This is a genomic window from Ruegeria sp. A3M17 (assembly GCF_003318255.1).
Taxonomy (GTDB): Bacteria; Pseudomonadota; Alphaproteobacteria; order Rhodobacterales; family Rhodobacteraceae; genus Ruegeria.
Window position 1 is genome coordinate 176,413 of the sequence record NZ_QOCF01000018.1, and the last position, 11,574, is coordinate 187,986.

The following is an 11,574-nucleotide window of genomic DNA, read 5'->3' on the forward strand; positions in this document are numbered from 1 at the left end:
AGTACATGTCCGTTGGACGGATCATAGAAACACCCGACTGTGTGGAAGAAGGCGCGACGTGGCTGGCCGAAAGCTGCCCGCGCATGGCTTATGCGATGGAACAGACCGGTCCGTTGCCCTTGCGCCGTCGCCCGGACGGGTTTGCGCAACTGCTTAGCGCCATAGTCAGCCAGCAGGTGAGTGTGGCCTCGGCCAATGCGATCTGGAACCGGTTGAAGGATGCGAAACTGACCGGCCCGCGCAAAATTATGTCGGCCACCGACGATGATCTGCGTGCAGTTGGGTTGAGCCGGCAAAAAATCCGCTACGCCCGCGCTTTGGCTGAGGCGCGCATTGACTACAAAGCCTTGCGGGACGTTTCAAACGATGACGTGGTGGCGATCCTGACCGAGGTGTCGGGTATTGGCATCTGGACCGCCGAGATCTACGCCATGTTTTCGCTCGGCCGCGCTGACGTGATCGCGCCGGGCGATCTGGCGCTGCAAGAGGCTGCGCGCATCCTCTATGATTTGCCCGATCGGCCGACCGACAAACAGCTGCGCCAGATGGCCGAGGCCTGGTCGCCCTGGCGGTCGGTTGCGGCGCGGGTTTTGTGGGCCTATTACCGGGTGGCAAAAGAACGAGAAGGGATCAGATGACACGGGTTTTGAATGCGCTCCGAAAAGAGCCGGTTTCGGGCGATATACGCTCGGTCGTGGTGTTCGTGCACGGCTATGGCGCCAACGGAGCCGATTTGCTCGGGTTGGCCGATCCACTGGGGGAGCATCTGCCCGACACGTTGTTCGTGTCACCCGATGCGCCAGAACAGATTCCCGGAATGCCCAACGGATTTCAGTGGTTTCCGATCCCGTGGATTGACGGGTCGTCCGAAGAAGAAGCACGCCGAGGCATGGAAATGGCCGCCGACGATTTCAACGCCTTCCTTGACGCTCTGATGGTGGATGAGGATGTGTTGCCCGAACAGGTGGTTCTGTTTGGATTCTCGCAAGGTACGATGATGAGCCTGCACGTCGCGCCGCGCCGCGAAGATCCGGTGGCTGGGGTCGTGGCGTTCTCTGGCCGGTTGTTGGAACCGGACCTGCTGCCCGATGAAACTGTTAGCCGGATGCCGATCCTTCTGGTGCATGGTGATGCCGACGACGTTGTTCCACCACAATCTCTGCCCGAAGCCGCCGAAGCGCTGCAGGCCGCAGATTTCAAAGAAGTTTATGCGCATGTCATGAAGGGCACTGGCCACGGGATTGCCCCGGACGGTCTTAGCGTCGCGCTGGCCTTTATGCGCGACAAGCTGAGCCTGTAGCGATGATCGCGGTCCGTCCCATGATGCCTGAGGATGTGGCAGTTGCCTGCCAAATTCTCAACGAAATCATAGCTATCGGCGGGACGACCGCGTTTGAAACACCGTTTTCTGAGGCGCTGTTTGCCCAAGTCTACCTGAACGGCGCAGACAAAATCTGTTGCCACGTTGCCCTGGACGAACAGGGTGAGGTGGCCGGGTTTCAATGGTTAGGCACCAATGAAGACCTGCCGGAAGATTGCGCGGATATCGCAACCTTCACTCGGCGAGAACCGGTGTTGAAAGGGGCAGGGCGGGCGTTGTTCTCTGAAACCGCGACCTATGCCGCGGCCCTTGGGTTCAGTGCGCTCAACGCGACCATCCGGGCCGACAACCGGCAGGGGCTTAGCTATTACGACAAGATGGGTTTCCGCGACTACTCGGTCACTTATGCTGTTTCTCTGCAAGACGGAACACCGGTCGACAAGATTTCGAAACGGTTTGAATTGAAAAAGGACACGACATGTTGATTGTCACCGGAACGGTTGAAGTGTCGACAGATGGTGTCGGCAAAGCCATTGAGGCAGCACAGAAAATGGTCGCCGAAACCGTGAAAGAGTCTGGCTGTCTGATCTATGAATTCAGCCAGGTACTCGGGCAATCCAACAAGTTCCGCGTTTATGAAGAATGGCAGGATCAGGCCGCGCTTGAGGCGCATTTTGCAGCCCCACATATGGCCGAGTTTCAGGCTGTTCTGGGCGAAGTGGGCGTTGTCTCAAGCGGCATCTACCGGGTTGTTGGCGGAGAAAAGCAACCGCTGCGCTGAGGTCTCAGGCCCACAGATGACTTTCAGCGAATTCCACCGAGTTCCCGGCGGGGTCCCGTATATACAGCGACCGTGCCCCACTTGGCCAATCAAACTCGGCGTCTATGGGGATGTTCCACTCCAGCAGGTGCTTGCGCATTTCGTCGATCTCTGTCCGCGATAAAGTCATGCAGACGTGGCCGGGACCGCGTGCGCCATGCGGCGGCACGGGAAGGTTCGGATTCTCCGGCGGCTTTGCTGTCTCCTCTGCATTGAACAGCAACAACACCGATCCGCCGACACGAAAAAATACATGCCGGTTCGCGACGCGTTGAATACACTCTAACGCCAGTATCTCACCATAGAATCGTTCGGCTGCATCTAGGTCGCCGACGTAAAGCGCGGCCTCAAGGATACCCTCTGGGGATGGTGTGCTTCGGGTGACTTTCATGCCTTAAGTCTATTACAAAACGACGTTTTTGTCACCTGCGCGGTCGGCGGTCCCGTTTTCGTTGCGGCGAGAATTCCAATGCGGGGGCTGTCAGGCTGTCCCATTGGCCGGGCGCCAACCCCTCTAGCGTCCAGTCCCCGATCCGGGCGCGGATCAGGCGCAGGGTGGGATGACCGACCGCTGCCGTCATGCGTCGAACCTGCCGGTTACGGCCTTCGCGCAAGGTCAGCTCAATCCAGCTGTCCGGAATAGTCTGGCGGACGCGGATAGGTGGGTTTCGTGGCCACAAGCCTTCGGGCTCATCCATCAACCGGGCTTTGGCCGGGCGCGTTTTTCCATCCTTCAGATCGACCCCGTCGCGCAGGGCTTTCAGGGCGACAGCATCGGGCAAACCTTCGACCTGAACCCAATAGGTCTTGGGCATCTTGTGCTTGGGGTCCGATATTTGCGCCTGCAGCCGGCCGTTGTCCGTCAGCAGCATCAGGCCCTCGCTGTCGCGATCCAGTCGTCCAGCCGGATACACACCGGGCAGGTCGATGAATTCCGACAAAGTACTGCGCGGCGTTTCTGCATTTGCGCGGTCGGTAAACTGCGGCAACACATCGAAGGGTTTGTTGAATCGTATGAACCAGCTCATGACCTCGCCATAGCCTGCCGGAGGCAGAGAACGCAACCTGTGGATAACTGTCACGCCTCTGTTACGGATTCGGTATACCCAATACCCGAGATGTTGTGGAAACTCAGGGCTTGTCAGAGTTTTAACACGATATATAGTTAAGTTAAGGCCGGGGCGGGTGTTCCCCGCTCTGGTGTCAATAACGGGCAGAGCAGAGCGAGGAGCGATTCCGATATGGACGGAGAATTCAGGACCGAATTTGTCAGGGAACCGGGTGCCCTAAAGCACCATCCGGCATTGGTTTTGAACGCCGACTATCGCCCCTTGTCCTATTACCCCTTATCCCTATGGCCCTGGCAAGAAGCGATCAAGGCGGCCTGGCTGGACAGGGTGGACATCGTGGCCGAATACGACGAGGTCGTCCGAAGTCCCAGTACCGAGATCCGAATACCGTCGGTCGTTGTCCTGAAAGACTATGTAAAACCCAGAAAGCGCGTGGCCTTCACGCGCTTTAATTTATTTTTAAGGGACGAATTCCGCTGCCAGTATTGTGGAAGCCGGGACAACCTGACCTTTGACCATGTTGTTCCGCGGGCTGCCGGGGGTGTGACCAGTTGGCAGAACGTTGTGGCGGCGTGCAGCCCCTGCAACCTGAGGAAGGGGTCGAAGTCGCTGCGGCAGGCGGGCATGTCGCTGCGCAAGCCGCCGCGTCAGCCGGATGCCGAGGCGCTGCGAAACATCGGGCGCAAGTTCCCCCCGAACCACCTGCATGACAGCTGGATCGATTTTCTGTATTGGGATGCCGAACTGGACGCGTAGTAACGTTTATTTTGCGCGGAACGCGGCCAACCAGACCAAAACTAGACCAGCCGATAACACAGCGTTCCACCCGGCCATCGACAGGCCGAACATCTCCCACGGGATATCATCACAGCGCACAAGCGGCGCGGACATGATCTGATCCATCAGTTCCTCAGCGGACAATCCGCCAATATCGCCCGACGTGCAGCTGGTTGGACCTTCCCACCATTTCTGCTCGACGCCTGCGTGGTACATGCCAATCCCTGCGGTCACCATCGTCGCAACCGCACCCAAAAGCGGCAGGGGGCGAATGCCCGGAAAGGCAAAGGCTAAAACCCCAATCAGAACGGCCGCGCCGTGGGGATAGCGTTGCCAGATGCACATTTTGCACGGGGCCATACCGCCCAGGTGTTGAAACGCCCATGCGCCCAGCAAGAGCGCTGCGGAACCGCCCGCCGCAATCAGGATCAACAGTTTTTTGTGTGTCATAAGAACTTCACAGCTAGGAACCCGCCGAACAGCAGGAAGACAAACAGAGTGAACATAAGCCCCAGACGCTTTTCGATGAAGTTGCGAATGGGTTCACCAAAACCCCAAAGCAGCCCGGCAACAATAAAGAACCTGAGAGCGCGGGCCAGAATCGACGTGGCGATGAATGTGCCCAGCGGCATGCCCGTCCAGCCGGACATGATGGTTATGACCTTGTACGGGAAAGGGGTAATCCCTGCGCCCAGCACGGCCCAGAAACCGAAGTCATTGAACTTGGTGTTGAACTCTTCCATGGCATGCGCCTTGCCCATGGATTCGAGGATGGGTTGGCCGATGCTTTCATAGAAGAACGCTCCGATAGCATATCCCAGCATGCCCCCCAGCACCGACGCCACCAGGGCAACCGTCGCGATCAGCCATGCACGCGACGGGCGCGCAAGGATCATGGGAATCATCAATACGTCCGGGGGAATCGGAAAGAACGAGCTTTCGACAAATGCCACAACGGCCAGAGCCCAAAGCGCGTGCGGGTGTTCGGCCAGACGAATGGTCCAGTCATAAAGCGATCGCAACATCAGATGCTAAAATCCCGTTCTCTTGTTGCGTCAGGCAAACCACGGGCCTGATGGGTCGTCAACCGTGCCTGAGGAAAACAAACTAGATATCGGTTGTTTTTTGCCTCTGGACCTTCCCGAATATGAGCGCTAATCCAGTGTTCGTGGCCCAAGTGGCGGAATGGTAGACGCAGGGGATTCAAAATCCCCCGTCCTAACGGACGTGCCGGTTCGAGTCCGGCCTTGGGTACCAAGGTAAAAACAGAGAGTTAGGGGAACCTGCTCTCTGTTTTTTCTTTTTTGGCGTTTCGAATGCTCATGTTGCCACTTTTGACCGGGGTATCGAAAACGTCGGGATTTTGACGGTGGTTGGAAAGCTCGGCGACAAACTGAGTGCCGCGGTACGCGGGCAGTTTCTTAGAGCAGTTATTCCGGCAAACTCAGGAAAGCGCGAACAGCCTTAAGATGTTCAAGGCGAATCTATTCCCAGTTTCTGAACTCATTTACTGCGCCGCAGGATCAGCCATGCCAGAAACCCGATATAGGCGAAAACGCTTAGGTTAAGTGCGGTGTCGATCAATTGGCCGCTCATGATCGGTCCTCCTGCGCCAGACGTTTGAACAGGCAGACAACAAGAATTGGCACGATAAACACGAAGGCAATGGCTGACAGCGCTATGATGGACCGAACCAGAGAGATATCGCCCACCAGAATCATCGCCATCCCTAGCGCGCCAAGGATAACACCCCAGATCGTACGAATTCGGGGGGAGGGGTTGTCGTCGCCTCCGGTCCCTATCATCGCAAGGGTGAACCCGGCGCTGACAACGCTGGTGACCACGAACAGGAACGCGGCCAGGATTGTTGCTATTCTTGTGATGCCGTCCAGCGGGAACCGCTCAAGCAATGCAAATGTGGTTGCGTCGAGGTTCTCTGCATTGACGGCTGATAAGGCTCCGTCCTGACGCAAAGCATCGAAAAAACCCAAGCCGCCAAAAACGCCGAACCACAGGATAGAGAACAGTGTGGGGGTAACGACGACTCCGATCAGAAATTCTCGGATCGTGCGTCCGCGGGAAATCCGGGCGATGAAAATGCCCACGAAGGGTGACCAAGCCAGCCACCAGATCATATAGTTCAGTGTCCAGCCGTGAAACCAGTTGACCAAGAGGTCGTCGAAGAACTCAGCCGTAGAGAACCCTGCAGGCAGGACACCGAACAGATAGCGTCCGAATCCGGAAACGATGCCGTCCATCAGATAGGAGGTTGGGCCCAGCACCAGAAGATAGACCATCATCCCAATGGCGATCAGCATTGCTGCGTTGGACAGCAGGGCCATTCCGTCGCCCAGATCGCGACGCAACGGTATGATGAACGCAATACAAAGCGCGGCAAAAACGGGCAGCGTCAGCACGCCTGGAGTTTCTATACCCAACAGGCCTGCCAATCCGGTTTGGATCTGAAATACCCCCATCGCCATTGAGCCCGCCAAACCGACGGCAATTGCGACGATCGAGAGTAGATCGAAAATCCACCCCAGCGCCTTTGTCCACCCTGCTTCGCCAAGTGCGTCGGTGACTGGGGCACTCAACAACAAAGTGCGATTTCGGCGATAGGCAAAATAGGCGATGACCAATCCGACGATTCCGTAAATCGCCCAGGCGTGGAACCCCCAGTTCAAGTAGGTCACGAACATCGCATAACTGGCCGCTTCGGCATCGCTACTGTACTGGCGCAGCACTTCGTAATGGGTCAGGGGTTCTGCCGCCCCATAGAACAGCAGCCCGACACCCATCCCGGCAGCAAATAACATTGCGATCCAGGCGGTTGTTGAAAATTCGGGCTCGGCTGTGTCGGGGCCAAGGCGGATATTTCCGAACTTTGACAGGGCCAAGTAGAGGACCACAAACAAAAGCCCGCTGACTTCAAGCATGATGAACCAGCCGCGGCTGTTGAATTGCGTCTCAACCGCTGATGCAGCAATGCGACCCAGGCCTTGCGGGTCAGCAATGCCCCAGATTGCGATGGCCGCACTGAGGGCTAGAGCGATCACAAGCATCGGACTGGGTGATTTGCCGTCCACTGTCCAGAACCCTTCCTCGCAAATTCATGAAACACCGTGTCGTTGGGCCAAGCCTAGATTGCAAAATCTCAAATTTCAAAGTGTTTTTGCATGTTTAGCTGGCACGGTTGTTCATGATCCGGCCCAGTGATGCCGATCTGTGCGAAACCGCCCCGTTAAAGGGGAAACTTTCGGAAATCTCCTCACATCTGCGGATCGGGGCCTTCATACCCCGCGCAGGGGTTGACAAGCGGAGTGTCTGAATGAAACGTCAAAGGTGTTGGGAGACTTTTAAATTTCAGATGCTTGGCCCGTTGCAAGACGGGTTCGCTTGCCGTACCGGCAAGGTCCCTGGATGGGGGCCGCTGAACTGTCTCTCATCCACAATAAGAGTTGGGAGTTCTCAAAAATGAAAAATAGCAGCAAGCTTAGCCTGGGCGCGGTCGTAACCGCAGCTCTTATGGCTCCGGCCGCTTATGCAGAAGAGTTTATCACCATTGGTACCGGCGGTGTGACCGGCGTGTACTATCCGACTGGTGGCGCGATCTGCCGTCTGGTGAACAAAGGCCGTAAAGAGCACGGCGTGCGTTGCTCGGTCGAGTCGACCGGTGGTTCGGTCTATAACATCAACACCATTCGCGAAGGCGAGCTGGAGTTTGGTGTCGCTCAGTCCGACTGGCAGTACCACGCATATAACGGCAGCTCGAAATTCGAAGAGGCTGGCCCCTTTGAAAACCTGCGGGCCGTCTTCTCGGTTCACCCCGAGCCGTTCACCGTTGTGGCCCGTGCCGATTCCGGGATCACCAACTTCGAAGATCTGAAGGGCAAGCGCGTCAACATCGGCAACCCCGGTTCCGGTCAGCGCGGCACCATGGAAGTTCTGCTGGGCGAAATGGGCTGGACCACGGATGATTTCGAACTGGCGACCGAGCTCAAGGCGGCTGAACAGTCGGCAGCCCTGTGTGACAACCAGATCGACGCGATGGTCTACACCGTTGGTCACCCGTCGGGTTCGATCCAAGAGGCGACCACAGCATGTGACTCGGTTCTGGTAAACGTAAGCGGCGGTGCCGTTGACAAGCTGGTCGGCGACAACTCGTTCTACCGTACCGCAACCATCCCCGGTGGCATGTACCGCGGTTCGGACGGTGACACCGCAACCTTTGGTGTTGGCGCGACTTTCGTGACCTCGGCAGACGTGTCGGATGACGCTGTGTACGCGGTAGTCAGCTCGGTCTTCGAAAACTTCGATGACTTCAAAAAGCTGCACCCGGCATTTGCCAACCTCAAGCCCGAAGAGATGATTGCAGATGGCCTGTCGGCTCCGCTGCATCCGGGCGCCGAGAAGTACTACAAAGAAAAAGGCTGGATTCAGTAAGCCAGACCTAAAGCGGGGTGCCCAACGGGCGCCCTGCGACCCAAACCCGAACAAATCGGGTGGATCAGAAGGTCAAAAATGGCCGCGACGGGGAGACAATTCATGAGTTCCGACACACAATCCAATCGTCCGCTATCCGAAGAAGAGCTACAGGATCTTGTGGCCTCATCCGATGCGGGTGGACGTAATCCGGTCGGTAATGTCGGGATATTCCTGGCCGTTGTGGCCGCAATCTGGTCGATCTTTCAGGTCGTTCTGGCCTCACCGCTGGCGAACTATGTTCTGCCCGGCAGCGTTGTGAACAACGCGCGGCAGTTTCACCTGGCCTTTGCGTTGTTTCTGGCCTTTGCGGCCTATCCGGCGCTGAAATCCAGCCCGCGCAACTATATCCCGGTTCAGGATTGGATCATGGGGATGCTGGGCGCGTTTGTCGCGCTGTATGGCTATTTCTTTTACAACAAGATCGTCGATGCAGGTGGTCTTGCAGATAACACCGACAAATGGGTCGCTCTGGTTGGTCTGCTGTTGTTGTTCGAGGCCGCGCGTCGTGCGCTTGGCCCCGCAATGGCGATCATCGCGACGATCTTTCTGGTGTATGTGTTTTTCGGATCCTCTGACTGGGTTCCCGAGGTTATTCGCTGGAAAGGCGCAAGCCTGAAAAAGGCGATGAGCCATATGTGGATCACCTCCGAAGGCGTGTTTGGTATCGCGCTTGGGGTTTCGACCAAATTCGTCTTCCTGTTCGTGCTGTTCGGGGCCTTGCTGGATAAGGCCGGGGCAGGGAACTACTTTATCAAGATGGCTTTCGGTGCCTTGGGGCACCTGCGCGGTGGCCCAGCCAAAGCCGCTGTTGTCGGTTCGGCCGCGACCGGCCTGATCTCGGGTTCTTCCATCGCCAACGTTGTGACCACCGGTACATTCACCATCCCGCTGATGAAGCGTGTTGGGTTCAGCAGCGAACAAGCCGGCTCGGTTGAGGTCGCCTCATCCGTAAACGGGCAGATCATGCCACCTGTGATGGGGGCTGCTGCCTTCCTGATGGTCGAATATGTGGGCATCTCATATGTCGAGGTGATCACGCATGCGTTCCTGCCTGCGGCGATTTCCTACATCGCGCTTGTCTATATCGTGCACCTTGAGGCCGTGAAGCGGAACATGCCCACGCTGGGCGACCGCGACGTAAAACTGGCGCGCACGGTTGTCGGAATGTTGTCCTTTTTCCTGGTCTTTGCCGGGCTGTGCTACGGTTCTCAGTTCCCAGTCGAAGCCGTGACAAGCTGGGTGCCGTCATCGGCCGGGCTGGTCCTCAGCCTGATCATCTGTGCCATCTATGTGGCGCTGCTGTATCTGGCTGCTCAGGTACCGGATCTTGAGCCGGATGATCCAAACGCCAAAGAAGTGACCCTGCCGGTCATTGCCGATATCTACAAGGCTGGGCTGCATTATCTGTTGCCGATCATCGTGCTGGTCTACTTCCTGATGATCGAGCAGAAGTCACCGGGTCTGTCTGCCTTCTGGGCCACGACGCTGTTGTTCGTGATCCTGCTGACGCAGAAGCCGCTCAAGGCGATTTTCCGCGGGCAAAGCAACGTCTACAACACGTTCATTGATGGTGTTGCTGATCTTTGGCAGGGCATGATCGACGGCGCGCGGAACATGATTGGTATCGCGCTGGCAACGGCAACAGCGGGCGTCATCGTTGGCACTGTGACCCTGACAGGTGTCGGGCAAGTGATGGCAGACCTGGTTGAGTTCCTGTCAGGCGGCAACCTGATCCTGATGCTGATTATGGTCGGCCTGCTGAGCCTGATCCTGGGCATGGGCCTACCGACCACCGCAAACTATATTGTGGTCAGTTCGCTGATGGCTGGTGTGGTTGTTGAGCTGGGTGCGCAAAGCGGACTTATCGTTCCCTTGATCGCGGTGCACCTGTTCGTCTTTTACTTTGGGATCATGGCAGACGTGACCCCGCCGGTTGGATTGGCGAGCTTTGCGGCCGCCGCAGTATCCGGTGGTGACGCTATCAAGACCGGTTTCATTGCGTTCTTTTACAGCCTGCGCACCGTAGCCTTGCCGTTCGTGTTCATCTTCAACACGGACCTGCTGCTGATCGACGTGACGTGGGTCGAGGGGATAACGGTGGCGATATTTGCGACAATCGCCATCCTCGTCTTCACGGCCGGGACAATGGGGTACTTCCTGACCCGCAGCCGCATCTATGAAAGCATCGCGCTGATCCTGGTGGCATTCGCGCTGTTTAGGCCCGACTTCTTCATGAACCGCATCGCGCCGCCGTTTACCTCGGTCGAGCCTGCTGCATTCGTGGAAACTATCGGAGAGACCCCTCCGGGCACCGAGGTGCGCATGGTCATCAGTGGGCCAGACTTTGACACGCTTGAGATGACGGACACTACGGTTGTTGTGCCCGTTGGCAGTGAAGAAGGTGGGCAAGGGCGTGTCGACGCGATGGGTCTGCTGCTGCTTGAAGAAGACGGGTTGGTCAAGCTGGAGGAGCCGCTGTTCGGAACTCCGGTCGCGGATGATCTGGATATCTTCGATTACTACGGAGATGAGGCCGTCCGTCTGACCTCGGTCAGCTTGCCAGCCAGCCAGCCACCGAAACAGTTGATCTACATTCCGGCAATGCTCTTGCTGGGACTGATCGCTTTCCTTCAGCGCGGCCGCGCCGCCAGACAAGAGGTGACCGCATGACAAACGCTGTTCTCTGTGCCGTCGATATCAGCAACGGCGATCTTGATACGCATGTCCTGAAGGAAGCTGCGAAGCTGGCCGATCAGGAAGGTGCGCAACTGGATGTGGTAACAGTTCTGCCGGATTTCGGAGAAAGCTGGGTGTCTGGCTTTTTCGAAAGCGATTTTCACGACAAGGCGCTGGAAGAGGCACATACCAAACTGGCCGAGATGTGTGTGTCCACACTGGGGGCGGATCGGAATGAAAAGATCCGCCATGTGGTCGCGACGGGTACTGCCTATCAGGAAATCCTGAAAACTGCGGACAGTGCTGGTAGCGATCTGATCGTGATCGGTGCCCACAAACCCGACTTGAAAGACTATCTGCTGGGCCCGAATGCTGCACGGGTGGTGCGGCATTCAGACGTCTCTGTCTACGTGGTGCGCTAAGAA

The 11,574-nt window shown here is 57.2% G+C and carries 13 protein-coding genes and 1 tRNA gene; 9 read left to right on the forward strand and 5 right to left on the reverse strand.

All coding sequences use genetic code 11. The features are described from left to right. Positions 1 to 5: 5 nt before the first annotated feature. From DS906_RS10995 to DS906_RS11010, 4 genes are read left to right on the forward strand one after another with little or no spacing between them, the layout of a single operon-like run. The gene (locus DS906_RS10995) at positions 6 to 638 is read left to right on the forward strand and encodes a DNA-3-methyladenine glycosylase (RefSeq protein ID WP_113790267.1); all 633 of its coding nucleotides are present in this window, start codon (positions 6 to 8) and stop codon (positions 636 to 638) included. Next, positions 635 to 1,300 carry an alpha/beta hydrolase gene (locus DS906_RS11000; RefSeq protein ID WP_113790209.1) on the forward strand — a complete coding sequence of 222 codons (666 nt, stop codon included), beginning with the start codon at positions 635 to 637 and terminating at the stop codon, positions 1,298 to 1,300. The genes DS906_RS10995 and DS906_RS11000 overlap by 4 nt, the downstream gene beginning before the upstream one ends. Positions 1,301 to 1,302: 2 nt before the next feature. After that, positions 1,303 to 1,806: a GNAT family N-acetyltransferase gene (locus tag DS906_RS11005; protein WP_113790210.1), complete on the forward strand. Its 504-nt coding sequence runs from the start codon at positions 1,303 to 1,305 to the stop codon at positions 1,804 to 1,806. Continuing rightward, the gene (locus tag DS906_RS11010; protein WP_113790211.1) at positions 1,800 to 2,102 is read left to right on the forward strand and encodes a putative quinol monooxygenase; all 303 of its coding nucleotides are present in this window, start codon (positions 1,800 to 1,802) and stop codon (positions 2,100 to 2,102) included. Before DS906_RS11005 ends, DS906_RS11010 begins: the two co-directional genes overlap by 7 nt. 4 nt (positions 2,103 to 2,106) lie before the next feature. Here DS906_RS11010 and DS906_RS11015 read toward each other — a convergent pair whose 3' ends face one another. Together DS906_RS11015 and DS906_RS11020 are read right to left on the reverse strand one after the other, a co-directional pair. Beyond that, entirely contained in the window at positions 2,107 to 2,532 is a 426-nt protein-coding gene (locus tag DS906_RS11015) for a VOC family protein (RefSeq protein WP_113790212.1), read from the reverse strand. 31 nt (positions 2,533 to 2,563) lie between these two features. Beyond that, positions 2,564 to 3,169, reverse strand: coding sequence for an rRNA large subunit pseudouridine synthase E (locus DS906_RS11020; protein WP_113790213.1), 606 nt, complete (start codon positions 3,167 to 3,169; stop codon positions 2,564 to 2,566). A gap of 213 nt (positions 3,170 to 3,382) precedes the next feature. Between DS906_RS11020 and DS906_RS11025 the strand changes: the two genes are divergently transcribed. After that, entirely contained in the window at positions 3,383 to 3,967 is a 585-nt protein-coding gene (locus DS906_RS11025) for an HNH endonuclease (protein ID WP_058278012.1), read from the forward strand. A gap of 6 nt (positions 3,968 to 3,973) precedes the next feature. Here the strand turns inward: DS906_RS11025 and DS906_RS11030 are convergent, their stop codons facing one another. Together DS906_RS11030 and DS906_RS11035 are read right to left on the reverse strand one after the other, a co-directional pair. After that, positions 3,974 to 4,438, reverse strand: coding sequence for a disulfide bond formation protein B (locus DS906_RS11030; protein WP_113790214.1), 465 nt, complete (start codon positions 4,436 to 4,438; stop codon positions 3,974 to 3,976). After that, positions 4,435 to 5,013 carry a YqaA family protein gene (locus tag DS906_RS11035; RefSeq protein WP_113790215.1) on the reverse strand — a complete coding sequence of 193 codons (579 nt, stop codon included), beginning with the start codon at positions 5,011 to 5,013 and terminating at the stop codon, positions 4,435 to 4,437. Before DS906_RS11035 ends, DS906_RS11030 begins: the two co-directional genes overlap by 4 nt. A 146-nt stretch (positions 5,014 to 5,159) precedes the next feature. Between DS906_RS11035 and DS906_RS11040 the strand changes: the two genes are divergently transcribed. Then, positions 5,160 to 5,245 (forward strand) — tRNA-Leu (locus DS906_RS11040). 335 nt (positions 5,246 to 5,580) lie between these two features. Here DS906_RS11040 and DS906_RS11045 read toward each other — a convergent pair. Then, the gene (locus DS906_RS11045; RefSeq protein WP_113790216.1) at positions 5,581 to 7,050 is read right to left on the reverse strand and encodes a BCCT family transporter; all 1,470 of its coding nucleotides are present in this window, start codon (positions 7,048 to 7,050) and stop codon (positions 5,581 to 5,583) included. A 412-nt stretch (positions 7,051 to 7,462) separates the two neighbouring features. Between DS906_RS11045 and DS906_RS11050 the strand changes: the two genes are divergently transcribed. From DS906_RS11050 to DS906_RS11060, 3 genes are all read left to right on the forward strand, one after another. Beyond that, the gene (locus DS906_RS11050) at positions 7,463 to 8,431 is read left to right on the forward strand and encodes a TAXI family TRAP transporter solute-binding subunit (protein WP_113790217.1); all 969 of its coding nucleotides are present in this window, start codon (positions 7,463 to 7,465) and stop codon (positions 8,429 to 8,431) included. Between the two features lie 102 nt (positions 8,432 to 8,533). Next, positions 8,534 to 11,143 (forward strand): TRAP transporter permease, encoded by a 2,610-nt coding sequence (locus DS906_RS11055; RefSeq protein WP_113790218.1) that lies wholly within the window; start codon positions 8,534 to 8,536, stop codon positions 11,141 to 11,143. Further along, complete coding sequence (locus DS906_RS11060; RefSeq protein ID WP_113790219.1) at positions 11,140 to 11,571, forward strand: universal stress protein; 432 nt, start codon at positions 11,140 to 11,142, stop codon at positions 11,569 to 11,571. Before DS906_RS11055 ends, DS906_RS11060 begins: the two co-directional genes overlap by 4 nt. Positions 11,572 to 11,574: the final 3 nt, after the last annotated feature.

Bases quoted from the DNA above. Each gene is read 5' to 3' on its own strand.
- DS906_RS10995 (WP_113790267.1), top strand. From the start codon at position 6: ATGTCCGTTGGACGGATCATAGAAACACCCGACTGTGTGGAAGAAGGC.
- DS906_RS11000 (WP_113790209.1), top strand. From the start codon at position 635: ATGACACGGGTTTTGAATGCGCTCCGAAAAGAGCCGGTTTCGGGCGAT.
- DS906_RS11005 (WP_113790210.1), top strand. From the start codon at position 1,303: ATGATCGCGGTCCGTCCCATGATGCCTGAGGATGTGGCAGTTGCCTGC.
- DS906_RS11010 (WP_113790211.1), top strand. From the start codon at position 1,800: ATGTTGATTGTCACCGGAACGGTTGAAGTGTCGACAGATGGTGTCGGC.
- DS906_RS11015 (WP_113790212.1), bottom strand. From the start codon at position 2,532: ATGAAAGTCACCCGAAGCACACCATCCCCAGAGGGTATCCTTGAGGCC.
- DS906_RS11020 (WP_113790213.1), bottom strand. From the start codon at position 3,169: ATGAGCTGGTTCATACGATTCAACAAACCCTTCGATGTGTTGCCGCAG.
- DS906_RS11025 (WP_058278012.1), top strand. From the start codon at position 3,383: ATGGACGGAGAATTCAGGACCGAATTTGTCAGGGAACCGGGTGCCCTA.
- DS906_RS11030 (WP_113790214.1), bottom strand. From the start codon at position 4,438: ATGACACACAAAAAACTGTTGATCCTGATTGCGGCGGGCGGTTCCGCA.
- DS906_RS11035 (WP_113790215.1), bottom strand. From the start codon at position 5,013: ATGTTGCGATCGCTTTATGACTGGACCATTCGTCTGGCCGAACACCCG.
- DS906_RS11045 (WP_113790216.1), bottom strand. From the start codon at position 7,050: ATGCTTGTGATCGCTCTAGCCCTCAGTGCGGCCATCGCAATCTGGGGC.
- DS906_RS11050 (WP_113790217.1), top strand. From the start codon at position 7,463: ATGAAAAATAGCAGCAAGCTTAGCCTGGGCGCGGTCGTAACCGCAGCT.
- DS906_RS11055 (WP_113790218.1), top strand. From the start codon at position 8,534: ATGAGTTCCGACACACAATCCAATCGTCCGCTATCCGAAGAAGAGCTA.
- DS906_RS11060 (WP_113790219.1), top strand. From the start codon at position 11,140: ATGACAAACGCTGTTCTCTGTGCCGTCGATATCAGCAACGGCGATCTT.